Source organism: Variovorax sp. RA8, from assembly GCF_901827175.1.
GTDB lineage: Bacteria > Pseudomonadota > Gammaproteobacteria > Burkholderiales > Burkholderiaceae_C > Variovorax.
The window spans coordinates 1695711-1722035 of the sequence record NZ_LR594662.1; the positions used below are offsets into that span (position 1 = coordinate 1695711).

The following is a 26325-nucleotide window of genomic DNA, read 5'->3' on the forward strand; positions in this document are numbered from 1 at the left end:
AGGCGCGAGGAACGCAGCCGGTTGCAGCTTCAGCGGCTGTTGCGCCCGATGCCCTGGTAGATGACGCCGGCTTCCTTCATGATGCCAGGCTCGTAGAGGTTGCGGCCGTCGAAGATCACCGGTGACTTCATCAACGCCTTGAGTCGCTCCAGATTGGGGCTGCGGTAGGCCTTCCATTCGGTCACGATGATCAGCGCGTCGGCATCGGCCAGCACCTCCAGCGGGTCCTTGGCCGAGGAGAAGCTGATGCGCTCCAGCAGCGCCGGCGCATCCGCGAAGTCCAGCTGAAGCACGCGCTTGGTCTCGTCGACCGCGATCGGGTCGTGCGCCACCACGCGCGCGCCGGCGCGCAGCAGCGTGTCGAGCACCACGCGGCTCGGGGCCTCGCGCATGTCGTCGGTGTTGGGCTTGAAGGCCAGGCCCCACAGCGCGAAGCTGCGGCCGCTGAGGTCGGAACCGAAGCGGTCGAGCACCTTCTGCGTCAGCACGCGCTTCTGCTCGTCGTTGACCGCCTCGACCGACTCCAGCACTCGCAGCGTCTGCCCGTTCTCGCGCGCGATGCGCGTGAGCGCCTGGATGTCCTTCGGGAAGCAGCTGCCGCCGTAGCCGGTGCCGGCGTAGAGAAAGCTATAGCCGATGCGCGGGTCGGAGCCGATGCCCTGGCGCACCGCCTCGATGTCGGCGCCCACGCGGTCGGCCAGGTTGGCCAGCTCGTTCATGAAGCTGATGCGGGTGGCCAGCATCGCGTTGGCCGCGTACTTGGTGAACTCGGCGGAGCGCACGTCCATCACGCGGGTGCGCTCGTGGTGGCGGTTGAAGGGCGCGTAGAGCTTGCGCATCGCCGCCAGCGCCTCGCGGCCGTTCTCGTCGTCGCTGTAGCCGATGACGATGCGGTCGGGCCGCATGAAGTCCTCGACCGCCGCGCCTTCCTTGAGGAACTCGGGGTTGCTCACCACCGAGAAGCGCAGGTCGGGGCGGCCGCGCTTGTCGAGCTCCTCCTGGATCACGGCCGCGACCTTGTCGGCCGTGCCCACCGGCACTGTCGACTTGTCGACCACGACCTTGAATCCGTTCATGTACTTGCCGATGTTGCGCGCCGCCGCCAGCACGTATTGCAGGTCGGCGCTGCCGTCCTCGTCGGGCGGCGTTCCCACCGCGATGAACTGGATGTCGCCGTGCGCCACCGAGGCCTCGATGTCGGTCGAGAAGCGGAGGCGCTTCGCCGCGGCGTTCGATTCGACCAGGTCGCCGAGGCCCGGTTCGTAGATCGGGATGCCGCCCGCGTTGAGGGTGTCGATCTTGCGCTTGTCGACGTCCACGCACAGAACGTTGTTGCCGATGTCGGCGAGACAGGCGCCGGTGACAAGACCGACGTAGCCGGTACCGATGATGGTGACGTTCATGTGTTCAGCCTGCCGTGGTTTCGGAGAGCGCCTTGTCGAAATAGGCGATGGTCTTCTTCAAGCCTTCCTCGAGCTGGGTCTTCGGCTCCCAGCCGCCGAGCTCCTGCCGGGCGAGCGTGATGTCGGGCCGGCGCTGCTTGGGGTCGTCCGCGGGCAGCGGCATGCGCATCAGCTGGCTCTTGGAGCCGGTGAGCTCGATCACCTTGTTGGCGAGCTCCAGCATCGAGAACTCGCCGGGGTTGCCGATGTTGATCGGGCCCGGCACCTCGTCGCCGGTGCCCATCATCCGCAGCATCGCCTCCACCAGGTCGTCCACGTAGCAGAAGCTGCGCGTCTGCTGCCCGTCGCCGTAGATGGTGATGTCCTCGCCCTTGAGCGCCTGCACGATGAAGTTGGACACCACGCGGCCGTCGTTCATGTGCATGCGCGGGCCGTAGGTGTTGAAGATGCGCACGACCTTGATGCGCAGCTTGTGCTGGCGGTAGTAGTCGAAGAACAGCGTCTCGGCGCAGCGCTTGCCCTCGTCGTAGCAGCTGCGGATGCCGATCGGGTTGACGCGGCCCCAGTAGGCTTCGACCTGCGGATGGATCTCCGGGTCGCCGTAGACCTCGCTGGTGGAGGCCTGCAGGATCTTGGCGCGCACCCGCTTGGCCAGCCCCAGCATGTTGATCGCGCCGTGCACGCTGGTCTTGGTGGTCTGCACCGGGTCGTGCTGGTAGTGGATGGGCGAAGCAGGGCAGGCCAGGTTGAAGATCTCGTCCACCTCCACATACAGCGGGAAGGTCACGTCGTGCCGCATCAGCTCGAAGCGCGGATGGTCGAGCAGGTGCTCGATGTTGCGCTTGGTGCCGGTGAAGAAGTTGTCGACGCACAGGACGTCGTGGCCCTGCTCGATGAGCCGGTCACAGAGGTGGCTGCCCAGGAAGCCGGCGCCGCCGGTGACCAGGACTTTCTTGGAAGCGTTGTATTGCCGCATGCTGTGAAATCACTCCATAGGGGGAATCGGTTGGGGGGCCTTGGCCTTCAGTTCAGCCGCCGGGCGCTGGGCCGTGCGCTGTTCGTACATCTTCGCGTCGACCAGCATGCGGAACCACAATGCCTGAAAAAAGGCGAAATAGAAGCCGGTGGTGCCGTCCAGGAAGCCAAGCCGGAAGACGTAGCGGTAGATGAAGTAGCTGAGCGAGCGCAGCCCGGTCGGCAGCTTGTAGTAGATCTCCTTGATGAAGCGCGTGCGCTCGCGCGCGTCGCCCATCAGCCGGGGCTTCAGCACATTGTCGGCGGCCAGGCGCGGGCCCAGCTTCTCCTTGGCCTCGGCGTCGCTCCAGCGGTTGTGGCTGGCAATCCAGTCGGTGAGCCGGGCCGAATTCTTGTCGTGCATGAAGCCCTGGAGGCGGCCGGGCGTGGCGGTGCTGATGAAGTGCTGGTCGTAGAGCCGCGACTCGCAGCGCCCGGCGCCTGAGCGGAACAGCCGCAGGTGCCAGGGGTTGACGCCCGAGAAGCGCAGCATCTTGCCCATGAAGTAGTCGCGCCGGCGCAGCATGTAGGCGTCGAAGCGCGGCGTGCCGGCGAGCAAGGCCCGGATCTCTCCCACCGCCTGGTCATCCAGCACCTCGTCGGCGTCCAGGTGCAGTTGCCAGCGGCAGGTCCCCTCGATCTGCGAGATCGCCCAGTTGCGCTGGTCGCTGTAGTTGGAGAAGGGCCGCTGCACCACGGTGCAGCCCAGTTCCTCGAGGAGGGCGACGGTGTTGTCCGTCGAATGCGAGTCGACCACGAAGACACTCGGGCTCACCTTCTTCGCCTGCGACACGGTCTCCCGGATGATCGAGGCGGAATTGAAGGTCAGGATGACGACGACGCAGGAGTTTTGTTCCATGGATGGGGTCGGCTGGCGGGCTTCGGCAACACAGGTTGCCCGGCACTTTGTTGCAATGCAATGCCAAACTTTAGCACTACAGTTTTACAAATAGCCACAAAGCTGACGGCAGACCAGGGGTAAACCCGAGGAGACGGTTTCTGAGGAGGCCCCGGGGGAGCTTATTGCAGTCGTGCCCGGTGCCGCGCGATCTGCTTGCGCACCTGGGCCGGCGCGGTTCCGCCGAGGATGTTGCGTGCATGCACCGAGCCGCGCAAGCTCAGCACGTCGTACACGTCCTTCTCGATCTTCGGATGGAAGGTCTGCAGCACCGACAGCGGCAGCTCCGACAGATCCACCTTGTGCGAGATCGCGGCCTTGACGGCATGCGCCACGGTCTCGTGCGCGTCGCGGAATGGCAGGCCCTTCTTCACCAGGTAGTCGGCCAGGTCGGTGGCGGTCGCGTAGCCGCGCAGCGCGGCCTTCTCCATCGCCTCCGGCTTGACCGTGATGCCGCCCACCATCTCGGCAAAGATGCGCAGCGTGTCCTTGAGCGTGTCCACGGTGTCGAACAGCGGCTCCTTGTCCTCCTGGTTGTCCTTGTTGTAGGCCAGCGGCTGGCCCTTCATCAGCGTGATCAGGCCCATGAGGTGGCCCACCACGCGGCCGGTCTTGCCGCGCGCGAGTTCTGGCACGTCGGGGTTCTTCTTCTGCGGCATGATCGAGCTGCCGGTGCAGAAGCGGTCGGCGATGTCGATGAAGCCGAAGGCCTGGCTGGTCCAGAGCACCAGTTCCTCGCTGAGCCGGCTGATGTGCACCATCGCCAGCGAGGCGGCTGCAGCGAACTCGATCGCGAAGTCGCGGTCGCTCACCGCGTCCAGGCTGTTCTCGCACACCCCGTCCATGCCCAGCGTGCGGGCCACCAGTTCCCGGTCCAGCGGATAGCTGGTGCCCGCCAGCGCCGCAGCGCCCAGCGGCAGGCGGTTGACGCGGCCGCGCACGTCGGCCATGCGCTCGGCGTCCCTCGCGAACATCTCGACGTAGGCCAGCATGTGGTGGCCGAAGCTCACCGGCTGCGCGACCTGCAGGTGGGTGAAGCCCGGCAGGATCACCTCGGCGTTCTTCTCCGCGATGGCCAGCAGCGACCTCTGCAAGTCGCCGAGCAGCCCGCCGATCAGGTCGATCTCGCCGCGCAGCCAGAGCCGCACGTCGGTGGCCACCTGGTCGTTGCGGCTGCGGCCGGTGTGCAGGCGCTTGCCGGCATCGCCGACCAGCTGCGTGAGGCGCGCCTCGATGTTCAGGTGCACGTCCTCGAGCTCGAGCTTCCAGTCGAAGGCGCCCGACTCGATCTCGCCGCGGATCTGCGCCATGCCGCGCTCGATGGCCGCATGGTCCTCGGCGCTGATCACCCCCTGCGCCGCCAGCATGCCCGCATGCGCCAGCGAGCCCTGGATGTCGGCCTGCCACAGCCGCTTGTCGAAGAAGACGCTCGCGGTGTAGCGCTTGACCAGGTCGCTCATCGGTTCGGAGAACAGGGCGGACCAGGCTTCGGATTTCTTGTCGAGTTGGTTGTGGGTCATGGGGTGTGAACCGGTTGGGAGGCAATAATGGGTTTGCACCCGATCTTTGCTTGATGCGCAGCCCATCGATTTTATCGACCACCCCTCAGGCGCCGTCCCCGGCACGGACCCGCGGACCTGCGCGCGCCGGCGCCGCGATCTTCGATGCCTGCCAGATCGGCGTGGTGCTGCGCACCGTGATGTTCGTCGAGGCGGTGGTGGCGGCCGCCACCTTGTTCCAGGCGCCCACGCCGTCCGAGTGGCTGATGCTGCTGGCCACCGTGACCGGTGGCGCCCTGCCGGCCACGCTGCTGTGGCTGCTGGCGGCCTGCTGGCTCAAGAAGCTGCTGGGCCGCCTGCCGCGCGCCGGGCAGTACGCGGCCGGAGCGCTGCTCGGGGCCGTCGCCGCACTCTATGGCTGCGGCCTGCTGCGGCTCACCGGCGTGGTGGGCAGCGCGCCGTGGATCGCCAGCGCCCTGGCGGGGGCGATGTTCGCGGCGCTGGTGATGGCCGCGCTGGTGCTGCGCGCGCGCGGCCAGACGCCCGCGGCCATGACCGCGCGCCTGGAGGAGCTGCAGTCGCGCATCCGTCCGCACTTTCTCTTCAACACCCTGAACAGCGCCATCGCGCTCGTTCGCGAGGAGCCGGCCAAGGCCGAGGCCATGCTGGAAGACCTGAGCGAGCTGTTCCGCCACGCCCTGGCGGATGCGGGCGAATCGGTCACCCTGGCCGACGAGATCTCGCTGGCCGAGCGCTACCTGGCGATCGAGCAGGTCCGCTTCGGGGAGCGGCTGCGCATCCGCTGGGACATCGACCCCGCTGCCAACGGCGCGCGCCTGCCGCCCCTGCTGCTGCAGCCACTGGTCGAGAACGCGGTCAAGCATGGCGTCGAGCCCAGCCCCGAGGGCGCGAAGATCCGCATCCGAACCGAGCGCCGCGGCGGCATGGCAGTCATCGAGGTGGTCAACAGCCTGCCGCCGCTGCGCTGGGCCGACGAGCCCCTGCCGCGCGGCCACGGCATCGCGCTGGCCAACGTGCGCGACCGGCTGCACCTGCTGCACGACGTGCAGGCGCAGTTCAGCGCCGGCATGGAGCAAAAGGCCTACCGCGTGCGCATCGCCATTCCGGTACAAGCGTGAGAAATCCACACCCATGCATGTCCTTCGCACCCTGATCGTCGACGATGAAACGCTGGCCCGGTCGCGGCTGCGCACGCTGCTGGCCGACTGCCGCGCGCCGGCGGCCGAAGTGGTGGGCGAGGCGGCCAACGGCGCCGACGCCCAGGCGCAGCTGCTCACCGCGGACCTGGACCTGGACCTGGTGCTGCTCGACATCCACATGCCCGGCATCGACGGCATCGAGCTGGCGCGCAGTCTGCGCCAGCGCCCCGGCGCGCCCGCGGTGGTGTTCGTCACCGCCCATGCGACCCACGCCGTCACGGCCTTCGAGCTCGAGGCGGTCGACTACCTCACCAAGCCCGTGCGGGCCGAGCGGCTGCAGCAGGCGCTGCAGAAGGCGGCGCGCTCGCTGCGGGAGCGGCGCGGCCCGATGACCAACGTGCCGCAGGAGGTGCTGCTGATCCAGGACCGCGGCCGGACCGAGCGCGTGCTGCTGTCCGACGTGCTCTATCTCAAGTCCGAGTACAAGTACCTCACCGTGCGCACCGCAGCGCGCAGCCACATCTACGACGGCTCGCTGGCCGAGTTCGAGGAGCGCTACCCGGCGCGCTTCGTGCGCGTGCACCGCAACGCGCTGGTGGCGCGCCAGGCGATCCGCGCGCTCCAGAAGTACGACGACGGCGAGGACGCCGAAGGCTGGGCACTGCGCCTTGACGGCATTCCCGAGCCGGTGGTGGTGTCGCGGCGTCAGCTGGCGGCGGTGCGCGAAGCGCTAAAGGATCCGCGATGAACGACGAAGTTGCACCCAAGGCCGCAGAGCCGCCGGCAGAGCCGCCGCCACCACCGCTCTCGCCCGAGCAGGAGCGGACCGTGGCGGCAGCAGCCGAGTCCCCCGAGCCCGAGCGCGTACTGCTGCACATGCCGGTCGACGTCCGCAGCGCTGCGCTGGTCGTGCTCTGCGTGCTGGCGATCGTGTTCGCGCTGCACTGGGCCAAGGCCGTGTTCGTTCCGCTGATGCTGAGCCTGCTGCTGACCTATGCGCTCGCGCCGCTGGTGGACTTGCTGGAACGCTGGAGGCTCTCCCGCTGGATTGCCGCTGCCGTGATCCTGCTCGGGCTCGGCGGTGGGATGGGCTGGACCGGCTATTCGCTCTCCGGCAGCGCCACCGAGCTGCTCGATACGCTGCCTGTGGCGGCCCAGAAGCTGCGCACGGCCATGCGCGGCGGCAGGAGCACCGATCCCAGCGCGCTCGACACCGTGCAGAAGGCGGCCGCCCAGCTCGAGCAGGCGGCCGAGGAGAACTCGGCCAAGGTCGCGGCGCGCAAGGGCGTGGCGCGCGTGGTCATCGAGCGGCCGGCCTTCAACGTGCGCGACTACCTCTGGAGCGGCACGGTCGGGCTGATCGCTGCCCTCGGGCAGCTCACGCTGGTCGTCTTCCTGACCTATTTCGCGCTCGGCTCGGGCGACACCTTCCGCCGCAAGCTGGTGAAGATCACCGGCCCGAGCCTGCAGAAGAAAAAAATCACCGTCCACGTGCTCGACGACATCACGCAGCATATCGAGCGCTACCTGCTGGTGCAGATCCTCACCAGCGCGCTCGTCGGCGTCGCCACCGGCCTGGCCTTCTGGGCCATGGGGCTGGAGAACGCGGCCGTGTGGGGCATCGTCGCCGGCGTGACCAACCTGATTCCCTACATCGGCTCCGTGATCGTGATGGCCGCCGCCGGCCTGGTGGCCTTCCTGCAGTTCAACAGCATCCAGATGGCGCTGCTGGTCGGGGGGGTCTCGCTGGTGATCCACACGCTGGTGGGCAACCTGCTGGTGCCCTGGCTCACCAGCCGGACCAGCCGCATGAACCCGGTGGCGGTGTTCGTGGGCGTGATCTTCTGGGGCTGGCTCTGGGGCATCTGGGGGCTGCTGCTGGGCATCCCGATCATGATGGTGGTGAAGGCCATCTGCGACCGGGTGGAAGACCTGCAGCCGATCGGGGAGTTGCTGGGGGATTAGGCGCTGGAACCGCGCACCCGATGTGGTCGTTCTCGCCTCAGGCGTCGATGTCGATCAGTGCCAGACCGGTCTCGCGGTTGCACGTCTTGCGCAAATAGCCTGGCGACTCGACCAGCAACACTTCGAGCGTCGGGCGTACCGTGGCCTGCAGCAAATGACCGCCGATCGTGCTGCCGTCGCGCCGCCCAAGGACGGCATGGGCATGGACCTTCGGCGCATTGCCATCCAGCGCGATATCGCCGTTGAGAGAGAGCACCTCGACTTGCTCTTCCACGGGTATTCGCTCGTAGTCCTTTCGCTCCCAATCGAAGTACCCGAGAACCGCGTGCTGCAGCGCGCCGATCGCGCTGAAGCGGCTGGCCGACAACGCATTCTCTTTCGCGAACCGCTCGAGGATCGGGACGATGTCGTCGCCCTTTTCGAAGATGAGCGCAATGGTTCGCTCCGGGGCTTCATTGAGGATCTTGGATTTCATCGGATCGATCTCCTGTGAGGCCGTGGACGGGGCTGGTGCGCCGAAGTGCGCCTGCGTTTCATCTCAGGGCTTCAAGGCTTGCCGTCCACTCGTTGTTCGTTGCTTGAACTGCGAGTTCCCTTCAAGTGAAGCTCCACATCCGCGACTCGGCTTCCAACGGCCTTGACCGCGTCCCGGATCTGCTGGGGTGTCGCGTCGAATCGCTTGGCAAGATCTTCTACCGCACTGCTGGAACTGACATCGATGCTTTCGGCTTGTGACGAGGCTTCATGTTGCGGCATAGGAATCCTTGAAAAGGGGGGGGCGCCTGCCAAGCTAGAACACGACATGGGAAACCATGTCGGCGCGAGGCGCAACTGGCGCAGCGTGAATTCCTACTTGTTGATCCACGACCCGATGTGCGACGCCCATTCAGGGCTGCCCGGCCTCGTGTTCCTTCCCAAGACAGGCTGAAGCCGCAGCGCCGGGCCGGCTTCGAAGTCGGCGTCTTTGCCGCGTCCTTGACGTCGTGACGTGCGATCCTGATTCAATGCTCGTGATGCAGATAGCTCGCTTGCCGAGGCAGCCGCAAGCTCACGAGAAAAGCGATCACCATCATCGCCGTGACATACCAGAAGAAGGCCGACTCGTGCCCCAGCGCCTTGAGCCCCAGCGCGACATATTCGGCCGAGCCGCCGAAGATCGCGTTGGCCACCGCATAGGCCAGGCCCACGCCGAGGGCGCGCACCTCGGGCGGGAACATCTCGGCCTTCACGATGCCGCTGATCGAGGTGTAGAAGCTCACGATCGCCAGCGCCAGGATGATGAGCGCGAAGGCCGCCACGGGGTTCGTCACGTGCTGCAGCGACGTGAGGATGGGCACCGTCGCCAGCGCGCCCAGCGCGCCGAACAGCAGCATGTTGTTGCGCCGGCCGATGCGGTCGGACAGCGCGCCGAAGACGGGCTGCATGCACATGTAGACGAACAGGGCGCAGGTCATCACGTAGCTGGTGGTCTTGATCGGCAGCTTCACCGTATTGACCAGGTACTTCTGCATGTAGGTCGTGAACGTGTAGAAGATCAGCGAGCCGCCGGCGGTGAAGCCGAGCACCGTGAAAAAGGCCGCCTTGTGGTGGCGGAACAAGCCCGCGAGCGTGCCGGCCTCCTTGTTGGTGCGGCTTTCGGAGCTCGAGGTCTCGTGCAGCTGGCGGCGCAGCTGCATCGCCACCACGGCGGTGATGGCGCCGATTACGAAGGGGATGCGCCAGCCCCAGGCCCTGAGCTCGGACTCGCTCAGCAATTGCTCCAGGACCACGATCACCAGCACCGCGAGCAGCTGGCCGCCGATCAGCGTGACGTACTGGAAAGAAGAGAAGAAGCCGCGCTGCCCCTTGAGCGCCACCTCGCTCATGTAGGTTGCGGTGGTGCCGTACTCGCCGCCCACCGACAGGCCCTGGAACAGCCGCGCGACCAGCAGCAGCGCGGGCGCCCAGGCACCGATGCTGTCGTAGGTCGGCAGGCAGGCGATGGCCAGCGAGCCCGCGCACATCATCGTGACCGAGATCACCATCGAGGTCTTGCGGCCGTTGCGGTCGGCGATGCGGCCGAACAGCCAGCCGCCGATCGGCCGCATCAGGAAGCCGGCCGCGAACACGCCCGCGGTATTGAGCAACTGAACGGTGGGATCGGACTTGGGGAAGAAGGACGAGGCGAAGTAGATCGCCGAGAAGGCGTAGACGTAGAAGTCGAACCACTCGACGAGATTGCCGGAGGAGGCGCCGACGATGGCGAAGATCCTGCGGCGCTTTTCTTCGGCGGTGTAGTGTGTTGCGGGCTGCTGGGGTGTGCCGGGAACGGGCGTGACTGCACTCATGATTGCATCTTGGCGTGTTGTTATGGCCCGATCGATTCTGCGCGGCGGCGTGAAGTCGCGCTGTCGGCCGACGCTTTATCCAGGCTCGCACGATTGGAATAGAGCCCGTATCTTCGGGTCGCTGCTGAACGGAGTGATGCTTCGATGAGGACAACAACGAAGAACCTCGTGCTTGCGCTGCTGCTGCAAGGACCTGGAGCGCTGGGCCGTCACGGTGAAGGCCGGCTACGCCTGGGCGGGCTCGACCTACCGGCGCGGCGGCTACGGCGTGACGGAGCGGCTGCGCCAGCTCTTCGTGAGGCACTTCGGCTCGCCGCGCCGCACGCTGTTGCACGGGCAGAGCTACTGCGGTGCCGTGGCCTCGAAGGCCGCAGACCTCTATGCCTCCGTCGGCGGCAAGCCCGGCCCCTTCGACGGCGTGCTGCTGACCAATGGCGTGCTCGGCGGCGGCAACAGCGCCTACGAGTTCCGGCTGGACCTGCGCGTGGTCTACCAGTACGTCTGCCGCAACCATCCGCGGCCCGAGGAGCCGCAATACCCGCTGTGGATGGGCCTGCCCAAGGATTCGACGCTCACGCGCGCCGAGCTGGCGGAGCGCGTCAAGGCGTGCACCGGCGTGGGGCTGCCGGCGGCGCAGCGCACGCCCGAACAGGCCGCGCGACTCAGGACCGTCACCTCGGTCGTGAAGGTTCCCGAGCGCACGCTGCTCGCCCATCTCAACTGGGCCACCTGGCTGTTCCAGGACCTGGTGCAGGAGCGCCTGGGCGGGCGCAATCCTTTCGGCAACATCGGCGTGGTCTACCAGGGCTCGGCCGACGACGCGGCGCTCAACGCCGGCGTGCTGCGTTATGCGGCCGACCCGCAGGCCCAGGGCGCGCTGGCGCTCGACAGCCGGCCCACCGGCCGCACCTCGCTGCCTACGCTGACGCTGCACGCGATCCACGACCCCACCGCCTTCGTCGAACTGGAGAGCGCCTACCGCGCCATCCGCGAGAGTGCGGGGACGGCCGATCGCCTGGTGCAGAGCTTCAGCGACGAGTCCGAGCACAGCTACCTGGGCGAGCCCGAGTACCCCGCGCTCTTCGCCGCACTGCTCGACTGGATCGACAAGGGCGACAAGCCCACGCCGGCTTCGCTGGCCGTCCGCTGCGCGGCCTTCGAACCGAACTTCGACAACGGCGGCAAGGACCGCTGCCGCTTCAGGCCCGAGTACCGCCCCGCGCCGCTGGAATCGCGCGTGCCGGCGCGTTGATTAGGCCCTTAGAAGGTCCCCGGCAGCAGGATGCTCGAATCCACCTCGTCGATCTGCGTGCGTCCGCAGAAGGCCATCGTGATGTCGAGTTCCTTGTGGATGATCTGCAGCGCGCGGGTCACGCCGGCCTCTCCGAAGGCCCCCAGGGCGTAGAGGAAGCTGCGCCCGATCAGCGTGCCGCGCGCACCGAGCGCGCGCGCCTTCAGCACGTCCTGCCCGCTGCGGATGCCGCCGTCCATCCAGACCTCGATTTCCGTGCCCACTGCCTCGGCGATGGCCGGCAGCGCCTCGATGGAGGAGGGCGCGCCGTCGAGCTGGCGTCCGCCGTGGTTCGAGACGATCAGCGCATCGGCGCCGCTGGACGCCGCCAGGCGCGCGTCCTCCACGTCCATGATGCCCTTGAGGATCAGCGGTCCGCCCCAGAGCTTCTTGATCCATTCCACATCGGCCCAGCTCAAGGTCGGATCGAACTGCTCGGCCGTCCACGAGGACAGCGAGGACAGGTCCTTCACCCCCTTGGCATGGCCCGCGATGTTGCCGAAGGTGCGGCGCTTGGTGCCCAGCATGCCCATGCACCACCGCGGCTTGGTCGCGAGGTCCATGAGGTTCTTGAGCGTCGGCTTGGGCGGCGCCGTCAGCCCGTTCTTGATGTCCTTGTGCCGCTGGCCCAGGATCTGGAGGTCCAGCGTCAGCTGCAGTGCCGAGACGTTGGCGGCCTTGGCGCGCTCGATCAGTCGCTCGATGAAATCGCGGTCGCGCATCACGTAGAGCTGGAACCAGAAGGGATGGCGGTCGGTGTTCTCCGCGATGTCCTCCAGCGAGCAGATGCTCATGGTCGACAGCGTGAAGGGAATGCCGAAGGCCTTGGCCGCGCGCGCGCCCAGGATTTCGCCGTCGGCATGCTGCATGCCCGTGAGCCCGGTGGGCGCGATGGCCACCGGCATCGCGACCTCCTGGCCCACCATGGTCGTGCGCGTGGAGCGGCCTTCCATGTTGACGGCCACGCGCTGGCGCAGCTTGATCTTCTGGAAGTCGGCCTCGTTCGCACGGTAGGTGCCCTCGGTCCAGGCGCCGGAGTCGGCGTAGTCGTAGAACATGCGCGGCACGCGCGACTGGGCGATCACTCGCAGGTCTTCGATGCAGGTGATCCGGGAAAGGTCGGGCACTCGGGGTCTCCTTGTTGGGATGCGCTGGGGGCCCCGATTATCGCGGTGCACCAACGCGGCACGCCTGTTGCTTGCCTCTGGTGTGACCTCTTCCCTCCCTACTTCACGAACATGAGCATCCGCATGAACCGCAACGACGTCACCGAGAAGATCGTCACCGTCAAGGTGGCCAAGAGCATCCAGTGGGCCGAGGTGGCCGAGAAGGTCGGCCTCTCGAAGGAATGGACCACGGCCGCCTGCCTGGGCCAGATGACGCTCGACGAGAAGCAGGCCGCCGTCATCGGCGAGATCTTCGGCCTCACGGCCGAGGAGCAGAAGTGGCTCCAGGTGGTGCCCTACAAGGGCTCGCTGCCCTCGGCGGTGCCCACCGATCCGCTGATCTATCGCTGGTACGAGGTGGTGAACGTCTACGGCACCACCATCAAGGAGCTGATCCACGAGGAGTTCGGCGACGGCATCATGAGCGCGATCGACTTCAGCATGGACATCCAGCGCCAGGCCGATCCGAAAGGGGACCGGGTGAACGTGGTGCTCTCGGGGAAGTTCCTGCCCTACAAGACCTATTGAGCATGGAAGCGCAGGCGGCGTGCGCGCCACGCGCTACGCGCCGCAGGGCGTGCGCGGCATGGGCGGGTCGGTGCGGGCCTCCAACTTCGGGCGAATCCGCGACTATGTGAAGGGCGCGCAGGACGAGCTCTGCGTGCTGGTGCAGGTCGAGACCCGGGGGCGCTCGATCATCTCCAGGAGATCGCCGCGGTGGATGGCATCGACGGCGTCTTCATCGGGGTCTGCCGACCTGTCGGCGAGTCTCGGGCATCCCGGCGAGCCGAACCACCCGGAAGTGCGCAGCGCCATCGACGATGCGATCCGTTGCATTCGCGCCAAGGGCAAGGCGCCCGGCATTCTCATGCTCGACGAGGTGCGGGCGCGCGAATGCCTGGAGCTCGGTGCGTTGTTCGTGGCGGTCGCGATGGATCTGCAGATCCTGGCGCGAGGCGCGGAGGCGGCCGCCGCGCGCTTCGCATCGCGCAAGCCAGCGTCTGCCGCGCAGACTCCTAAGCTGACTTCGCCAGCAGCACCCCCGCATCCACCTTCTCGATGTCGGTGTGCCCGCAGAAGGCCATCGTGAGGTCCAGCTCGCGATGGATGATCTGCAGCGCCCGTGTCACGCCGTGCTCGCCCATCGCGCCCAGCCCGTAGAGCATCGAGCGGCCGATGTAGACGCCCCTGGCGCCGAGTGCGCGCGCCTTCAGCACGTCCTGCCCGCTGCGGATGCCGCCGTCCATGTGCACCTCGATCCGGTGGCCCACGGCTTCGGCGATGGCGGGCAGCGCCGAGATGGAGGAGGGCGCACCGTCGAGCTGGCGCCCGCCGTGGTTGGAGACGATCAGCGCATCGGCGCCCGAATCGACGGCCAGCCGCGCGTCCTCCACGTCCTGGATGCCCTTGAGGATCAGCCTTCCGCCCCAGCGCTGGCGGATCCAGTCGACGTCCGCCCACGAGAGCGTCGGATCGAACTGCTTGTTGGTCCACTCGGACAGCGAGCGCATGGTCTCGATGCCCTTCACATGGCCGAACACGTTGCCGAAGTTGCGCCGCTTCGTGCCCAGCATGCCGAGGCACCAGCGCGGCTTGGTCGCCATGTTGGCGAGGTTCGCCAGGCTCGGCTTCGGCGGCACCGACAGCCCGTTGCGCAGGTCCTTGTGGCGCTGGCCGATGATCTGCAGGTCCAGCGTCAGCACCAGGGCCGAGCAGTTCGCCGCCTTGGCGCGATCGATCAGCCGCGCCATGAAGCCGCGGTCGCGCATCACGTACAGCTGGAACCAGAAAGGCCGGCCGGTCGCCGCCGCGATGTCCTCGATCGAGCAGATGCTCATGGTCGAGAGCGTGAAGGGGATGCCGAACTTCTCGGCGGCCCTGGCCGCCAGGATCTCGCCGTCGGCGTGCTGCATGCCCGTCATGCCGGTGGGCGCGATGGCCACCGGCATCGCGGCCTCCGTGCCGGCCATCGTCGTGCGCGTGCTGCGCTGCTCGATGTTTACTGCCACGCGCTGGCGCAGCTTGAGGCGGTCGAAGTCGGCAGCGTTGGCGCGGTAGGTGCCTTCGGTCCAGGAGCCGGAGTCCACGTAGTCGTAGAACATGCGGGGCACGCGCTTCCTCGCGAGGACACGCAGGTCCTCGATGCAGGTGATGACGCTCATCCGGCTTGCTACTGCGAGCTGATCTTCTGCTCGCTGATCAGCTTGCCCCAGCGCGCCGACTCCTGCGCCATCGCCGTGGCCAGCTGGGCAGAGGGCATGAAGTCCGGCACCGCGCCCTGCAGCGCGGCCGCCTGGGGCAGGTCGGGGGCGCTCATGGCGGCGCGTGCCGCCTCGCCCAGCTTGTCGACGACGGCGGCGGGCGTGCCGGCCGGCGCCAGCAGGAAGAGGCGCGGCGCCACGTCGACGCCGGGCACCGCGGTCGACAGCGCGGCCACGTCTTCGGCGCCCGGCAGCTTGTCGTTGCTCATCATCGCCAGCGCGCGCAGCTTGCCGCCCTTGGCCTGCGCCAGGCCGGCGGTCGCGCTGACGACGCCCAGCGGCACCTGGCCGCTGATCACGTCGGGCACGATCTGCGCTGCGCCGCGGTAGGGGATGTGCAGCGCGAAGGTGCCCGACTGGCCCTTCATCATTTCGAAGCCGAGGTGCTGCACCGTGCCTACGCCCGAGGTGGCGAAGGAATAGAAGCCAGGCTTGGCCTTGAGGGCCGCCACCAGCTCGCGTGGGTTCCTGGCGGGAAAGTCGTTGCCGGCCACGATCAGCAGCGGCGACTTGAACAGCCCCGCGACCGGCACGAAGCTCTTGATCGGATCGAAACTGAGCTTGGACTGCATGTACTTGGCGATCAGCGTCGAGCTGTCGCCCAGCAGCAGCGTGTAGCCGTCGGGCGCGGCCTTGGCGACCGCGTCGCCGGCGATCACGCCGGCCGCGCCGGCGCGGTTCTCCACCACCACCTGCTGGCCCAGCAGGGCCGACAGGCGCGGCGCGATCAGCCGCGCCATCGCATCGACGCCGCCGCCGGCGGAGTAGCCCACCAGCAGGCGGATCGGGCGCTCGGGGTAGGTGCCTTGCGCCGCGGCGAGGCCCGCCTGGCTTGCCAGCAGGGTGGCACCGAATGCGAGCAGGGCGCGGCGGTGAGGGGTGAATGGCTTCATCGTCTTGTCTCCGGAAATCTTGTGTGGACTTGTGATGTGCTCGGTGCGCGTTCAGGCCTTGCCGACGCCGCGCGAGCCCGGGCGCTTGGCCAGCTCGGCCACGCGTTCGCGGTTCGGCTCGAAGCCCAGGCCCGGCTTCTCGGGCAGCGCGAGCACGCCTTGGCTCGGTATTGGCAGGTCATCGAACACCAGCTTGCAGCAGTCGACGGCCACCGAGTGGTATTCGACCAGCGAGCCGTTGGCCAGCCCCGCATGCAGGTGCATGTTGTGGTGCGGCCAGGCGCCGCCGTTGGCGAAGCGTGCGTTGAAGGCAGAGGCCATGCCGGCAATCCGCAGGCACTGCGTGAAGCCGCCGGTGATGCAGGCGTTGGGCTGCACCACGTCGACCGCCTGCGCGACCAGCATGTCGCGGAAGCGGCTGGCCTGGCCTTCGTTCTGCCCCGCGGCGAGCGGGATCGAGGTCTTGTGGCGCAGCTTCACCAGGTTGGGGATGTCGTTCTGCGAGACCGGCTCCTCGAAGAAGCTGATGCCGTATTCCTCGATGCGCTGCGCCAGCGAGAGCGCATGGAAATAGTCGAGGCTGCAGTTGGCGTCGATGTAGATCTGGACCTCGGGCCCCACCGCCTCGCGCACGGCGCGGATGCGCTGCACGTCCTCGGCGATGAGGGTGTCCAGCGGACGCGGCTCGTCGCGGCGCGCGAGGCCGTGGTGGCCCACGGTCATCTTCAGCCGCTTGAAGCCGCGCTCGACCCAGCTCTGCGCCGCCGCGGCCAGCTCGTCGCGCTCGAAGAAGGCGAAGCCGAAGGTGGCGTACACCGGCACCTCGGCGCGCGCGCCGCCCAGCAGGCGCCAGCAGGGCTGGCCCAGGGCCTTGCCCTTCAGGTCCCACAGCGCGAGGTCCAGTGCGGCGATCGCATGGCTCGCATAGCCGGACTGGCCGCGGGGCGTGAGCAGCCAGTACAGGCGCTCCCAGATCTGCTCGTGGCGCAGGGGGTCCATGCCGACCAGCGCGTGGGCGGCGATGTCGTTGACGACCGAGGCGATCACCTCCTCCTCGGTGATGGCGGTCATGCCGGTGCCGACCAGGCCTTCGTCGGTCTCGATGTCGACGAGGCAGAGTGAAAGCGAGGTGGTCTTGCTGCGGCCCGCGACCTCCACCGAAACCGGCAGGTGCAGGGGCGTGGCCGCGACGCGGGTGATCTTCATGGGGGCGTGTCTCCAGGGCTTGGGCGCAGTGTAGGAAGGCCCTCCCGGCACTCACAAGCATCCGGCGCGAAGCCCGCTTTCGCGAAGCACGAAATCAAGGGTTTGCCCGGGTGGGGCATCAGCGCAGCAGGAAGTCGACCAGCGTCAGCGTGGCTGGCGAGGGGCCCATCCCGCTGCGCAGCGCGATGCGGTGCGTGCGCGCGGCCCAGGCATCGGTGAGCGGCACCGCGGCCAGCGGCAGGCTGGCGAGCTGCGGAGCGATCGCCTGCAGCGGCAGCACGGCCACGCCCAGGCCGCCCGCGACCATGCGGCAGACGGCGTCGAAGCTGCGCATCTGCATGCGGATCTTCAGCGCCTTGCCGGCCAGCGAGGCCGAACGCATCAGCCGGCTGGAGAGCGCGGTGCCGTCGTGCAGTGCGATGAACTGCTCGTCGAGCGCCTGCTCCAGCGCGAGCGGCGCGGTGCCGGCCAGTGCGTGCCCGGCCGGTACCACCAGCACCAGCGTGTCGGAGAAGCAGTCGGTCAGCGTGATGCCGTGCGGCGCATGCGCCATGTCCACGATGCCGAGATCGGCGCGTCCCTCGAGGAGCAGCAGCGGGATGTCGAGACTGCCGTGCTCCACGACATCGATGCGGATCAACGGATGCTCGCGCGCCATGCGGTCGAGCTTGGCGGGCAGCACCTCCAGCATGGCCGAGGTGTTGGCCGCCAGCCGCACGTGGCCTTGCAGGCCCTTGGCGTAGTCGTGCAGGTCGACCGACAGCCGGTCCATGTCGACCAGGATCTCGCGGCCGCGGCGCACCAGCATCTGGCCCGCGGGCGTGAGCCGCACGCCGCGCGACGAGCGCTCGAAGACGCGCAGGCCCAGCGCTTCCTCCAGCGCGGTGATGCGCGCGCTCGCGGCCGCCACCGCGAGCTGCAGCCGGTCGCCTGCGGCGCTGATGGAGCCGAGCTCCGCCGCCGCGACGATCACGCGCAGCGTCGCGAGATCAAGCGGCTCGTTCAAGCGCGGTCTCGGGCGCGAACAGGCGGCCGTGGCCGGGCGAGGCGGGGTCGAGGCCGGCCGCGCGCATCAGGTCCCAGAAGCCGGCGGGCGAGCTCGAGGTGACGGGCAGGCCGAGCTTGTCTTCGAGCGGCACGTGGATGTCCAGCGTCAGCAGCCCGCCGCAGGAGATCAGCAGGCCCTGGGCCGAGCGGTCCGCCGCGACGGTGCGTTCGGCGAGCGCCATCAGCGTTTCCTCCGTCACCTGGCCGACGGCTTCGACACCGGTGATGGAAAGGCCCTCGATGTGCGTGACCGTGATGCCGCAGCTCGCCAGGTAGGCGACCAGCCGCTGGTTCAGCGTGTCGATGTAGGCGGTGGCGACCGCGACGCGCCGGATGCCGAGCACGCGCAGGCTGTCGACGATGGCGTGGCTCATCGTGGTGCAGGGCAGGCCGGTGGCGTCCTGCATGCGCTCGCGCAGCGCGTTGGTGAATTCGAGGCCGCGGTAGAAGCTGAGCGACGTGCCCATCAGCGAGACGGCCTGGGCGCCGGCGTCGCGCAGCTCGACCGCGAGTGCGAGGATGCGGTCCACCACGGTGTCGAAGCCTTCGGGCGAGATGCCCGGGATGCCGAGGCCGCGCGCGATGAAGCGCACGTCGCGCCCGCCGTAGAGTGCCTGCCCGTCGGTCGGGACGAGGCCTGCGGCGGGCGGCACGATGAGGCCGAGGGTGCTTGTCGTCATGTCGTGGTCTCCTGGTGCTCGAGTTGTCTCAAGCGCCGGATTGTGCGGCAAGCGACGGCAGCCCCGGCTCGCGGCTCAGCCCTGCAGATGCAGCGCCATGGCGGGGTCGCTGACGCCCGGCCTGGCGCTCTCGACACGGCCGGCGAAGCGGCGTTCGAAGTTGTCGGCGCTGACGGTGAAGTCGTACCAGTCGCCGCTCGTCTGAAGGTTCCAGTGCTGCGTCTCGATGTCGCCGGGCTTGATGTCCATCGTCCACGGGCCGTGCTTGTTGTAGGCGTTGGCAGTGATCGTGACGCGACCACGCTGCTTGCCGTTGTTGCGCACCCTGAGGTAGAGATGGCCGCTGTGGGCCTGGTAGCCGACCTGGACTTCGGGCTGGAATGCCGCGGTGTCGTGGAACAGCGCGTCGCCCTCGAAGGTGCGCACGAAGCCGTTGGGACCGTAGACCCAGAGCTCGTACTTGCCGCTGTCGGAGGCGCCGGCGTTCCAGGTGTCGCTCAGCGTCTTTCCGGCCTCCACGGTGTAGCGGCGCGGAATGCGGTCCAGATGCAGCTTGTCGTAGACGTGGAAGACGGCGCCCTGCTTGCCGGTGTTGGCGAACATCAGCGAGAGCATGCCGCGCGAGTCCACCCGCGCGCTGGTGTGCAGCTCGTAGGGGAGCGCGCGCGACGGACGCACCCCGGCCTCCTGGAACAGCGGCTGAGGCGTGGCGGGGGCAGTGGTGATCGGGGCCGCGGGCAGCAGCCTCTGCGCCGCATTGATCGCGGCCCAGTTGCTCGTGTCGGGCAGTTGGGGGAAGACCGGGTCGTTCGGCCTGACGAAGTCGAAGCAGGAGGTGAGGTCGCCGCAGACTGCGCGGTGCCACGGGCTGATGGCGTCCACCGTGAAGCCGAAGCGCTTCTCCAGGAACATGCCCACGGAGGTATGGTCGAACACCTGCGAATCGACCCAGCCGCCCTTGCTCCACGGCGACACCACGTACATCGGCACGCGCGAACTCAGGCCCCACGGGCGAATCTTGCCGCTGGTGGTGTCATTGACGTTCAGGTAGTTGCCCACGGAGGCGTCGAAATACTCGCCGTCCAGCGCCACGGTGGACTTGCCCATCAGGTTGCCATTGGCGTCATACGACGGCACCGCCGGCATCGGCAGGTGGTCGAAGAAGCCGTCGTTCTCGTCGAAGGTCACGAAAAGGACGGTCTTGCTCCAGACCTTCGGGTTGGACGTCAGCGCGTCCAGCACATCGGCGGTGAAGTCGGCAGCGCCTGCGGTGCCTTCACTGCTGCCCGGGTGCTCGGCCAGGGCCTGCGTGGGCAGCACCCAGGAGACCTGCGGCAGGGTGTCGTTGATCACGTCCTGCTTGAGCTGGGCGAGGAAGTTGACAGCGCCGTCAGCCGATTCGGGGCCGCCCGTCAGGCCGTGCTCGTAGATCGGCGAACCCGGCTGCGCAGTGCGGAAACTCTGGAAGGCCAGGCAGCCGTGCATGGCGCCCGTCCAGTTGTTGTTCATGTTCTGGTAGATGTGCCAGCTCACGCCCGCCTTTTGCAGGACATCCGGCAACGTGGCCCACTTGAAGGCGGTGTTGACGTACTTGTAGTTGTAGGCACCTGTTGCGGGGTCGATCTGACCCGACCCGTCGGCCTGCTGCCCCCTTCCCGCGACCCACCTGGACGGGTTGGGCCAGCAGCGCGAGTTGACGGGCTCGCCGTCCGCGTGCGTGCTGTTGATGCCCCGCTTGCGCAGTTCCGGGTTGAAGTTGGAGCCCGACATGAAGACGATGCGGTTCGGGTCGGTGCCGGTGAGGACGGAACAGTGATAGCCGTCGCAGATCGTGAAGGCATCGGCCAGCGCGAACTGGAACGGAATGTCCTCGCGCAGGAAGTAGCCCATCGTCGCCTGGTTCTTGAACTGGATCCAGCGGTCCATCTTCCCCTGGTTCCACGCCGCCTGCTGATCGGGAAAATTGTGCGGCGTGCCGGATCCGATCAGCGCCCTGCCGATGGTGGAATCGCGGCGAAAGGGTTGGATGTCCGCGCCGCCGCTGGGGTTGGGCTGGAAATACACCGGTTTGCCGCTCGCCAGCGGAATCGGGAAGCGGTCGCCGAAGCCGCGCACGCCGCGCATGGTGCCGAAGTAATGGTCGAAGCTGCGGTTCTCCTGCATCAGGATGACGATGTGCTGGACGTCCTCGATGGAGCGGGACTTGACGTGCGCCTCGACCGCCAGCGCGCGGCGGATCGAGGGCGGCAACACGGTGAGAGCGGATGCGGCACCCAGGGTGCCGGCGGTCTTGCGAAGGAAGTCGCGGCGTGGGGGAATGTTGTTCATGGTCATGGTTGCAACTCGGGGATGTGAAGGACGAGGAGAGGAAAGGTCAGGGGGCCCAGCTCAGGGGTGGCGAGGAGCCCGTGTCCGCCGCCGAGGCATCGGCCACCGAGCCATCGGGCTTCTGCGCGGTCGGCGCCGGGTTGCCGGCCGCCGTCGCGCCCAATGCGCCGGCATCGGTGCCACCGCCACCGCCGCACGCGGCGAGGCTGAGCAGAAGAGCGGCGGCGCAGAGGCCGCGGGTGAAGAAGGCAGGTTTCATTGGGGAATTCCTTGGTTGAGAGAAGTCCTTGGGAGCGGGGGAGGGGGTGTAGAGGTCCGGGGCGGTCGATCCCGCCTCAGGCGAAGCGGCGGCGCATGCGCGCTGCGATCTGGTCGAGAAGGAAGACAGTCAGGAAGATCGCGATCAGGATCGTTCCGACGTGCGAATAGTTGTACATGTCGTAGCGGCCCTTGAGCTCCTGGCCGATGCCGCCGGCGCCCACCAGGCCGACCACAGTGGCCATGCGCACATTGCGATCGAGCACGTACAGCGTGTAGCCGATGAACTGCGGCATCAGCTGCGGCAGTACCGCGAAGCGCATCACCTTGAGCTTGCCGGCGCCGATGGCGCGCAGCGCCTCCTGCCGCTTGTCGTCTGCGGTCTCGACGTCCTCGGCGTAGAACTTGCCGAGAAAGCCGGCCGAGTGGAGTGCCAGCGCGAGCACGCCGGCGATTGGTCCGAAGCCATACGCCAGCACGAGGAAGAGCGCGGTCACCAACTCGGGCACGGCGCGCAGCATGCTCACGAGGCCGCGCGCAAGCCCATAGCTGAGGCGATTCGCCGTGTAGTTGCGCGCACTGAACCATGCGAGGGGAAGGCTGAACAGCACCGCCAGCAGCGTGGCCCACAGCGCGATTTCCAGCGTTTCGAGCATCTTGCTGGACACGTGCCACAGGTAGCCCAGCGGTTCGACCAGAACCTCGCGGTGCTCGACGGTTTCCTCCATCTGCAGCGTCCCCGGGTTGAGGCGCCGCGTGCGGGTCTCCTGTTCCTCCACATGGGCCATCCAGGGCAGATGATTCGGATCGAAGTTGTCGAGGCGCCCGACCTCGGTACGCTCGGAAATCTGCACAGGAAATAGCGAGTTCGCTATCTGCGCCAAGCCGGCCGATACCTGGGAGCTTTCGCGCAGGCCGACTGCGGCAAGCGCGCCTTGGCCACTGAGCGCGAGCATGCGGTCCATCTCCACGCGATGGCCTGTCATCAGGCAAAGAATAAACGCCAGCACGACGGCGACCACCGTGCGCGTTCCGAAGGGGCGTTTGATCTCCCATGCGGATGCGGGCCGCCGCTCTGCGCCTGCGATGGTCGGTTTCAGGGCCTGTTCCATCATGCTGTTCTCAGCGCCAGCTCTGACTGGGAATGCGGTTCAGGGAGCGCGCCCACCGGGCGCATGGCGCCTCTGTCGTAGATCGCTCGCGAAGCCGAGGCGTCGAAGGCGGCCGGCGGACCGTCGAATACGACGGCACCGTCGCGCAGCGCGACGATGCGGTCGGCGAAAGCGCGTGCCAGGTCCACCTGGTGGAGGCTGCACAGCACGGTAGTGCCGCGCTCGCGCGCCTGGCGCCTGAGCAGCGCCAGCACCTCCACACTGGCCTGCGGGTCCAGGCTCGCCACGGGCTCGTCGGCGAGCACCAGCGGCGGGTCGAGCATGAAGGCACGCGCGATGCCGACGCGCTGTTGTTGTCCGCCCGAAAGTTCGCTGGCGCGGCGACTCAGGTGATGTTCCTGCAGCCCGACGGCGTCGACCAGTTCGCAGGCTTTGCGCCGCGCGGATTGCGGGAAAAGGCCCAGCATCGCGCGCCACCCCGGCAGCGCCGGCAGCGTGCCGCTGAGCACGTTCACTGCCACGGTGGACCGCAGCACCAGGTTGAACTGCTGGTGGATCATCCCGATGCGCGGGCGGATCTGCGCCAGCGACCGGGCCTCGATGGCAACACCGCCTACCTGCACCGTGCCGCTGGTTGGCCTCACCAATCCGTTGGCCATTCGCAGCAGCGTGGACTTGCCCGCCCCCGAGGCGCCGACCACCACGCAGAACTCGCCGTGCGGGATGCTCAGCGACACGCCTTCGAGCGCCACGGTGCCGTCCGCGTACCTCATATCGACAGAGTCGAAGCGCAGCATGGGCGGACGGGCCGTCTCGTGCGGTTCGGAGGTGTTCAACGCTCGGCCGCCTTCTTCAGGATCTGGCCCTTGAGTTCGTCGGTGAGCAACGCCAGCTTCTCGGCCGCGACGTTGAACTCGTCCTCGGAGAACTTCGTGTCGAAGGAATCGATCTTCTTGCCGCCATAGCCGCGGATCATGTCGGGCGTCACGCCGGGCGCCTTGTGGACGGTAGAGAAGGCCGTCTTGAGCCGTGTCTTGAGCCCTTCGGGTAGCTTGGAGTTGAGTGCCAGCGGCGGGTAGGGAATGGCAATGCTCTTGGCCACCACCTTGACCTGCTTCGGATCGACGGCGCCCTGTTCGACGGCCTTCTCGTACGAGTCGAATGAGAGCGAGGCGACGTCGACCTGGCCCTGCGTCAGCGCGGCCAGGCTGTTGGCGTGGCTGCCCGTCATGCGGATGGCTGAGAGATCGCGTATCGGATCGAGGCCCGCGTCCATCAGCATGGCGACCTGAAAGGTGAAGCTCGATGCCGAGTTGACGTCGCCGAAGGCCATGCGCTTGCCCTTGACGTCCTTGACCGAAGCCATCGGCGTGTTGGCCTTGGCGAACATGCCTGCGTAGTAGACGGATTCGCCTTTCTCCACTCCCACTGCCAGCAACTGCGCGCAGCCGCGCTTGTGCGCCTGCACGTAGGAGACAGGTCCGAAGAACGCGATATCCGCAAGTTGATGGCACATGCCTTCGACGACTGCGCCGTACGACTGGCCGACCTTCAGGTCGAACTGCAGGCCGGTGGTGCGCGTGATCGCGTTGAAGACGGGCGCGTAGTCGGCCTTGGTGCCCGATTCGGTGCCGCCATCGGCCGGGATCAAGAGCACGCGCAACGGGTGTTCCTTGGTGCCGTCGGCCACGCCCTGGGCGGCGGCCGGAGTCAAGGCAGTCGCCGCCAGCGTGAGCGTGGCGGCGAATGTCAAAAGCTTCTTCATGGGATGTTCCTTGAATTCGTTTCAGTGGTGCGGCCGGCGTGGGGGCCAGCTTGACTTCGACGAGGTTAGGAAACTTAGATGACAGGACAATGAACGCCATTCAGTGAAAATCAACTAGGCGACTGAAAATTGTTCAATACAATGTTCCTCTGTCGCACCGGGTGGCCGATGCGAGGGCAACCCCAGCACCATGAGCATTGAAACTACGTCCGAGCGAATCGACAGCCGCCCTTTCTCAACCGCGTGTGCCTCGCTCGCGCGGGCCCGCCACCTCATCGTCGATCTCGACGGCACGCTGATCCGCGAAGACGAGGTGCTCGACGGCGCTGCGGACCTGCTGGCGCGGTTTCGCGACCGCTATGTCGTCGTCTCGAACAACTCCACGCACACCGCGCGCGGCTTGGCCAGGCGGCTGGCTCGCATGGGTCTCCGGGTCGAGCCCGAGCACATCGTGCTGGCCGGTGAGCTGACCATCGACCACATCCGCCGCGAACATCCGCACGCGCGCATGCTGCTGGCGGCCAGCCCCGCGCTGCAGCGCCATGCGCTCTCGATCGGATGCGTGCTGGTGAAGTCGGATGCGGATTTCGTGGTGCTCGCGCTGGATCCGAGTTTCAATCGTGCGCGGCTCGGCATGATGGCCAATCAACTACGGCGCGGCGCACGGCTCCTGGTGACCAACAGCGACGACAACCATCCGGGCCCTGGCGGCACGGTAGTGCCGGAGACCGGGGCGCTGATGGCGGCGCTCGTGTCGGCGAGCGGCGTGCAACCCTGGCGCATCATCGGCAAGCCTGGGCCGCTGCTGCTGGAGGAGGGCCTGCGCCGGCTCGGCGCGGAAGCGGCCAGCACTGTCGTGGTCGGCGACAACCCATCGACCGACGCGCTCGGCGCGGCGCAGTTGAGCATGCGCTGCGTGCTCGTGGGAAACACGCCTCAGGCCGACGCGAAAACGCTGGCCGCGCTGCTGCGCACGGGCGCGCCGCCTCAGTACCGCTTGAGCGAGAGCACGTCGAATGTCTGCCGAAGCGTCTTCACCGATCTCTCGTAGTCGCTGAGCGCCAGGCAGGCGATCAGCACGTCGATGATCGCCAGCTGCGCCAGCCGACTTGTCATGGCCTCGGTGCGAAAGCTGGTCTCGCGCGCCATCGTGAACAGCACCACGTCCGAAAAGGCCTGGATCGGCGACTTCCCGAAATTGGTGATGCAGATGGTGGACGCGCCCGCCTCCTTCGCGAGCCGCGTCGCGGTCACTGTCTCGTGCGTGCTGCCCGAGTGCGAGATTGTGAGCGTGGTCACGCCGGGGCCGGTGAGGGAGGCGCTGATCGCCTGCACGTGCGAGTCGACCGCCACCTTGACGTCGAGCCCGATGCGAAGCATGCGGTAGTGGGCATCCTCGGCGATGGTGGCCGCGCTTCCGATGCCATAGATCTCGATGCGACGCGCCTTTTTGAGCAGACGCACCGCCTTTTGCATCGCGCCGACGTCCAGTGCTGCCTGCGTGTCGTGCAGGGTCTGGATGTTGCTCTGGAAGATCTTGCGGACGGCGAGGTCGACGTTGTCGCTCGGCTCCAGGTCTTCGTGGATGAACTGTACCGGCTGCACGATTTCCTGTGCCAGCGCGATCTTGATCTGCTGGAAGCCGGTGGCGCCCAGATTCTTGCAAAAGCCGACGATGCTGCCTTCGCTCGAACCCGTGCGCTCCGCCACTTCGCTCACAGACATGTGCACCACGTCCTGCGGGTTCTTGACGATGAAACCGGCAATGCGCTGGCCCACGGGGCCGAGCGAAGACCACACCGTCTCGATGCGCGCCAGCACCGCCGATATCTGAGGGCTCGGCGCCGAGCCTGCCGCTGCCGGCCGCGCGCCGCTCTTGCGGGGCTTCTTCTTGGTGTTCTGCTGTTTCATGGGCGCCAAGCTTACTTGGGCGCCGCTGGCTCACTCGCGCGCGCCATGGCGGAGTAGGCCTGAAGCGTTCCTGCAGCAACGACAGAAACGGCTTCACCCTGGCGGACATGCCGAGGCGCTGGGGCCCCGAGCGCCACCGCG

General features: G+C 67.5%; 26 protein-coding genes. 7 read left to right on the forward strand and 19 right to left on the reverse strand.

Features of this window, described 5'->3' with window-relative positions; translation table 11 throughout:
- Positions 1–29 precede the first annotated feature (29 nt).
- The 4 genes from E5P3_RS08080 to argH form a co-directional block, all read right to left on the reverse strand.
- Positions 30–1403, reverse strand: coding sequence for a UDP-glucose dehydrogenase family protein (locus E5P3_RS08080; RefSeq protein WP_162585502.1), 1374 nt, complete (start codon positions 1401–1403; stop codon positions 30–32).
- A gap of 4 nt (positions 1404–1407) precedes the next feature.
- Positions 1408–2379 carry a UDP-glucuronic acid decarboxylase family protein gene (locus tag E5P3_RS08085; protein WP_162585503.1) on the reverse strand — a complete coding sequence of 324 codons (972 nt, stop codon included), beginning with the start codon at positions 2377–2379 and terminating at the stop codon, positions 1408–1410.
- Positions 2380–2388: 9 nt separating this feature from the next.
- Positions 2389–3276 (reverse strand): glycosyltransferase family 2 protein, encoded by an 888-nt coding sequence (locus E5P3_RS08090; protein WP_162585504.1) that lies wholly within the window; start codon positions 3274–3276, stop codon positions 2389–2391.
- A 161-nt stretch (positions 3277–3437) separates the two neighbouring features.
- Entirely contained in the window at positions 3438–4835 is a 1398-nt protein-coding gene (gene argH / locus E5P3_RS08095) for an argininosuccinate lyase (protein ID WP_162585505.1), read from the reverse strand.
- A gap of 53 nt (positions 4836–4888) precedes the next feature.
- Here argH and E5P3_RS08100 point away from each other — a divergent pair, with 53 nt between their 5' ends.
- The 3 genes from E5P3_RS08100 to E5P3_RS08110 are packed head-to-tail and all read left to right on the forward strand — an operon-like array spanning position 4889 to position 7939.
- A complete protein-coding gene (locus tag E5P3_RS08100) occupies positions 4889–5953 on the forward strand; it encodes a sensor histidine kinase (RefSeq protein ID WP_162585506.1) in 1065 nt (354 codons plus the stop codon).
- 13 nt (positions 5954–5966) lie between these two features.
- Complete coding sequence (locus E5P3_RS08105) at positions 5967–6722, forward strand: LytR/AlgR family response regulator transcription factor (RefSeq protein ID WP_162585507.1); 756 nt, start codon at positions 5967–5969, stop codon at positions 6720–6722.
- Positions 6719–7939 carry an AI-2E family transporter gene (locus E5P3_RS08110; protein WP_162585508.1) on the forward strand — a complete coding sequence of 407 codons (1221 nt, stop codon included), beginning with the start codon at positions 6719–6721 and terminating at the stop codon, positions 7937–7939. Before E5P3_RS08105 ends, E5P3_RS08110 begins: the two co-directional genes overlap by 4 nt.
- A gap of 37 nt (positions 7940–7976) precedes the next feature.
- Here E5P3_RS08110 and E5P3_RS08115 read toward each other — a convergent pair whose 3' ends face one another.
- From E5P3_RS08115 to E5P3_RS08125, 3 genes are all read right to left on the reverse strand, one after another.
- Complete coding sequence (locus E5P3_RS08115; protein ID WP_162585509.1) at positions 7977–8414, reverse strand: PPC domain-containing DNA-binding protein; 438 nt, start codon at positions 8412–8414, stop codon at positions 7977–7979.
- Positions 8415–8485: 71 nt separating this feature from the next.
- Positions 8486–8695 carry a DUF3606 domain-containing protein gene (locus E5P3_RS08120; protein ID WP_162585510.1) on the reverse strand — a complete coding sequence of 70 codons (210 nt, stop codon included), beginning with the start codon at positions 8693–8695 and terminating at the stop codon, positions 8486–8488.
- A gap of 245 nt (positions 8696–8940) precedes the next feature.
- Entirely contained in the window at positions 8941–10266 is a 1326-nt protein-coding gene (locus E5P3_RS08125; protein ID WP_162585511.1) for an MFS family transporter, read from the reverse strand.
- A 172-nt stretch (positions 10267–10438) separates the two neighbouring features.
- On the opposite strand from E5P3_RS08125, the gene E5P3_RS08130 reads away from it, so the two are divergent.
- On the forward strand, positions 10439–11518 hold the full coding sequence (locus E5P3_RS08130) for a hypothetical protein (RefSeq protein WP_232073040.1): 1080 nt from the start codon (positions 10439–10441) through the stop codon (positions 11516–11518).
- 8 nt (positions 11519–11526) lie between these two features.
- Here the strand turns inward: E5P3_RS08130 and E5P3_RS08135 are convergent, their stop codons facing one another.
- Positions 11527–12684: an alpha-hydroxy acid oxidase gene (locus E5P3_RS08135; RefSeq protein WP_162585512.1), complete on the reverse strand. Its 1158-nt coding sequence runs from the start codon at positions 12682–12684 to the stop codon at positions 11527–11529.
- A gap of 123 nt (positions 12685–12807) precedes the next feature.
- On the opposite strand from E5P3_RS08135, the gene cynS reads away from it, so the two are divergent.
- Positions 12808–13251 carry a cyanase gene (gene cynS / locus E5P3_RS08140; RefSeq protein ID WP_162585513.1) on the forward strand — a complete coding sequence of 148 codons (444 nt, stop codon included), beginning with the start codon at positions 12808–12810 and terminating at the stop codon, positions 13249–13251.
- Between the two features lie 19 nt (positions 13252–13270).
- Positions 13271–13813 (forward strand): aldolase/citrate lyase family protein, encoded by a 543-nt coding sequence (locus E5P3_RS08145; protein ID WP_162585514.1) that lies wholly within the window; start codon positions 13271–13273, stop codon positions 13811–13813.
- Here E5P3_RS08145 and E5P3_RS08150 read toward each other — a convergent pair.
- The 10 genes from E5P3_RS08150 to E5P3_RS08195 all read right to left on the reverse strand — a co-directional run bounded on the left by E5P3_RS08150 (position 13740) and on the right by E5P3_RS08195 (position 24273).
- Positions 13740–14885 (reverse strand): alpha-hydroxy acid oxidase, encoded by a 1146-nt coding sequence (locus E5P3_RS08150; protein ID WP_162585515.1) that lies wholly within the window; start codon positions 14883–14885, stop codon positions 13740–13742. The genes E5P3_RS08145 and E5P3_RS08150 overlap by 74 nt on opposite strands.
- Before the next feature lie 8 nt (positions 14886–14893).
- Positions 14894–15877: a Bug family tripartite tricarboxylate transporter substrate binding protein gene (locus tag E5P3_RS08155; protein WP_162585516.1), complete on the reverse strand. Its 984-nt coding sequence runs from the start codon at positions 15875–15877 to the stop codon at positions 14894–14896.
- Positions 15878–15928: 51 nt separating this feature from the next.
- Positions 15929–17083, reverse strand: a complete 1155-nt coding sequence (locus E5P3_RS08160; protein ID WP_162585517.1) for a mandelate racemase/muconate lactonizing enzyme family protein — start codon at positions 17081–17083, stop codon at positions 15929–15931.
- A 118-nt stretch (positions 17084–17201) separates the two neighbouring features.
- Positions 17202–18089, reverse strand: a complete 888-nt coding sequence (locus E5P3_RS08165) for a LysR substrate-binding domain-containing protein (RefSeq protein ID WP_162585518.1) — start codon at positions 18087–18089, stop codon at positions 17202–17204.
- On the reverse strand, positions 18073–18810 hold the full coding sequence (locus tag E5P3_RS08170) for an arylmalonate decarboxylase (RefSeq protein WP_162585519.1): 738 nt from the start codon (positions 18808–18810) through the stop codon (positions 18073–18075). Before E5P3_RS08170 ends, E5P3_RS08165 begins: the two co-directional genes overlap by 17 nt.
- A 75-nt stretch (positions 18811–18885) precedes the next feature.
- A complete protein-coding gene (locus E5P3_RS08175; protein WP_162585520.1) occupies positions 18886–21144 on the reverse strand; it encodes a phosphocholine-specific phospholipase C in 2259 nt (752 codons plus the stop codon).
- Positions 21145–21184: 40 nt separating this feature from the next.
- Complete coding sequence (locus tag E5P3_RS08180; protein WP_162585521.1) at positions 21185–21397, reverse strand: hypothetical protein; 213 nt, start codon at positions 21395–21397, stop codon at positions 21185–21187.
- A 76-nt stretch (positions 21398–21473) separates the two neighbouring features.
- Positions 21474–22511, reverse strand: coding sequence for a phosphonate ABC transporter, permease protein PhnE (gene phnE / locus E5P3_RS08185; RefSeq protein ID WP_232073042.1), 1038 nt, complete (start codon positions 22509–22511; stop codon positions 21474–21476).
- Positions 22508–23344 carry a phosphonate ABC transporter ATP-binding protein gene (gene phnC, locus E5P3_RS08190; protein WP_232073043.1) on the reverse strand — a complete coding sequence of 279 codons (837 nt, stop codon included), beginning with the start codon at positions 23342–23344 and terminating at the stop codon, positions 22508–22510. The genes phnE and phnC overlap by 4 nt, the downstream gene beginning before the upstream one ends.
- On the reverse strand, positions 23341–24273 hold the full coding sequence (locus tag E5P3_RS08195; protein WP_162585522.1) for a phosphate/phosphite/phosphonate ABC transporter substrate-binding protein: 933 nt from the start codon (positions 24271–24273) through the stop codon (positions 23341–23343). Before E5P3_RS08195 ends, phnC begins: the two co-directional genes overlap by 4 nt.
- Positions 24274–24463: 190 nt before the next feature.
- On the opposite strand from E5P3_RS08195, the gene E5P3_RS08200 reads away from it, so the two are divergent.
- Positions 24464–25324 carry an HAD-IIA family hydrolase gene (locus tag E5P3_RS08200; RefSeq protein ID WP_162585523.1) on the forward strand — a complete coding sequence of 287 codons (861 nt, stop codon included), beginning with the start codon at positions 24464–24466 and terminating at the stop codon, positions 25322–25324.
- On the opposite strand, the gene E5P3_RS08205 is transcribed toward E5P3_RS08200, so the two are convergent.
- Positions 25261–26184 carry a MurR/RpiR family transcriptional regulator gene (locus E5P3_RS08205; protein WP_174263049.1) on the reverse strand — a complete coding sequence of 308 codons (924 nt, stop codon included), beginning with the start codon at positions 26182–26184 and terminating at the stop codon, positions 25261–25263. The genes E5P3_RS08200 and E5P3_RS08205 overlap by 64 nt on opposite strands.
- Between the last annotated feature and the right edge of the window lie 141 nt (positions 26185–26325).

Excerpts from the sequence above, each read along its gene's own strand:
- E5P3_RS08195 (WP_162585522.1), bottom strand. The coding sequence starts at position 24,273 with ATGAAGAAGCTTTTGACATTCGCCGCCACGCTCACGCTGGCGGCGACT.
- E5P3_RS08155 (WP_162585516.1), bottom strand. The coding sequence starts at position 15,877 with ATGAAGCCATTCACCCCTCACCGCCGCGCCCTGCTCGCATTCGGTGCC.
- E5P3_RS08090 (WP_162585504.1), bottom strand. The coding sequence starts at position 3,276 with ATGGAACAAAACTCCTGCGTCGTCGTCATCCTGACCTTCAATTCCGCC.
- E5P3_RS08205 (WP_174263049.1), bottom strand. The coding sequence starts at position 26,184 with ATGAAACAGCAGAACACCAAGAAGAAGCCCCGCAAGAGCGGCGCGCGG.
- E5P3_RS08150 (WP_162585515.1), bottom strand. The coding sequence starts at position 14,885 with ATGAGCGTCATCACCTGCATCGAGGACCTGCGTGTCCTCGCGAGGAAG.
- E5P3_RS08125 (WP_162585511.1), bottom strand. The coding sequence starts at position 10,266 with ATGAGTGCAGTCACGCCCGTTCCCGGCACACCCCAGCAGCCCGCAACA.
- cynS (WP_162585513.1), top strand. The coding sequence starts at position 12,808 with ATGAACCGCAACGACGTCACCGAGAAGATCGTCACCGTCAAGGTGGCC.
- E5P3_RS08170 (WP_162585519.1), bottom strand. The coding sequence starts at position 18,810 with ATGACGACAAGCACCCTCGGCCTCATCGTGCCGCCCGCCGCAGGCCTC.
- E5P3_RS08100 (WP_162585506.1), top strand. The coding sequence starts at position 4,889 with ATGCGCAGCCCATCGATTTTATCGACCACCCCTCAGGCGCCGTCCCCG.
- E5P3_RS08175 (WP_162585520.1), bottom strand. The coding sequence starts at position 21,144 with ATGACCATGAACAACATTCCCCCACGCCGCGACTTCCTTCGCAAGACC.
- E5P3_RS08120 (WP_162585510.1), bottom strand. The coding sequence starts at position 8,695 with ATGCCGCAACATGAAGCCTCGTCACAAGCCGAAAGCATCGATGTCAGT.
- phnE (WP_232073042.1), bottom strand. The coding sequence starts at position 22,511 with ATGATGGAACAGGCCCTGAAACCGACCATCGCAGGCGCAGAGCGGCGG.
- E5P3_RS08180 (WP_162585521.1), bottom strand. The coding sequence starts at position 21,397 with ATGAAACCTGCCTTCTTCACCCGCGGCCTCTGCGCCGCCGCTCTTCTG.
- E5P3_RS08110 (WP_162585508.1), top strand. The coding sequence starts at position 6,719 with ATGAACGACGAAGTTGCACCCAAGGCCGCAGAGCCGCCGGCAGAGCCG.
- E5P3_RS08160 (WP_162585517.1), bottom strand. The coding sequence starts at position 17,083 with ATGAAGATCACCCGCGTCGCGGCCACGCCCCTGCACCTGCCGGTTTCG.
- E5P3_RS08085 (WP_162585503.1), bottom strand. The coding sequence starts at position 2,379 with ATGCGGCAATACAACGCTTCCAAGAAAGTCCTGGTCACCGGCGGCGCC.
- E5P3_RS08115 (WP_162585509.1), bottom strand. The coding sequence starts at position 8,414 with ATGAAATCCAAGATCCTCAATGAAGCCCCGGAGCGAACCATTGCGCTC.
- E5P3_RS08105 (WP_162585507.1), top strand. The coding sequence starts at position 5,967 with ATGCATGTCCTTCGCACCCTGATCGTCGACGATGAAACGCTGGCCCGG.
- argH (WP_162585505.1), bottom strand. The coding sequence starts at position 4,835 with ATGACCCACAACCAACTCGACAAGAAATCCGAAGCCTGGTCCGCCCTG.
- E5P3_RS08200 (WP_162585523.1), top strand. The coding sequence starts at position 24,464 with ATGAGCATTGAAACTACGTCCGAGCGAATCGACAGCCGCCCTTTCTCA.
- E5P3_RS08080 (WP_162585502.1), bottom strand. The coding sequence starts at position 1,403 with ATGAACGTCACCATCATCGGTACCGGCTACGTCGGTCTTGTCACCGGC.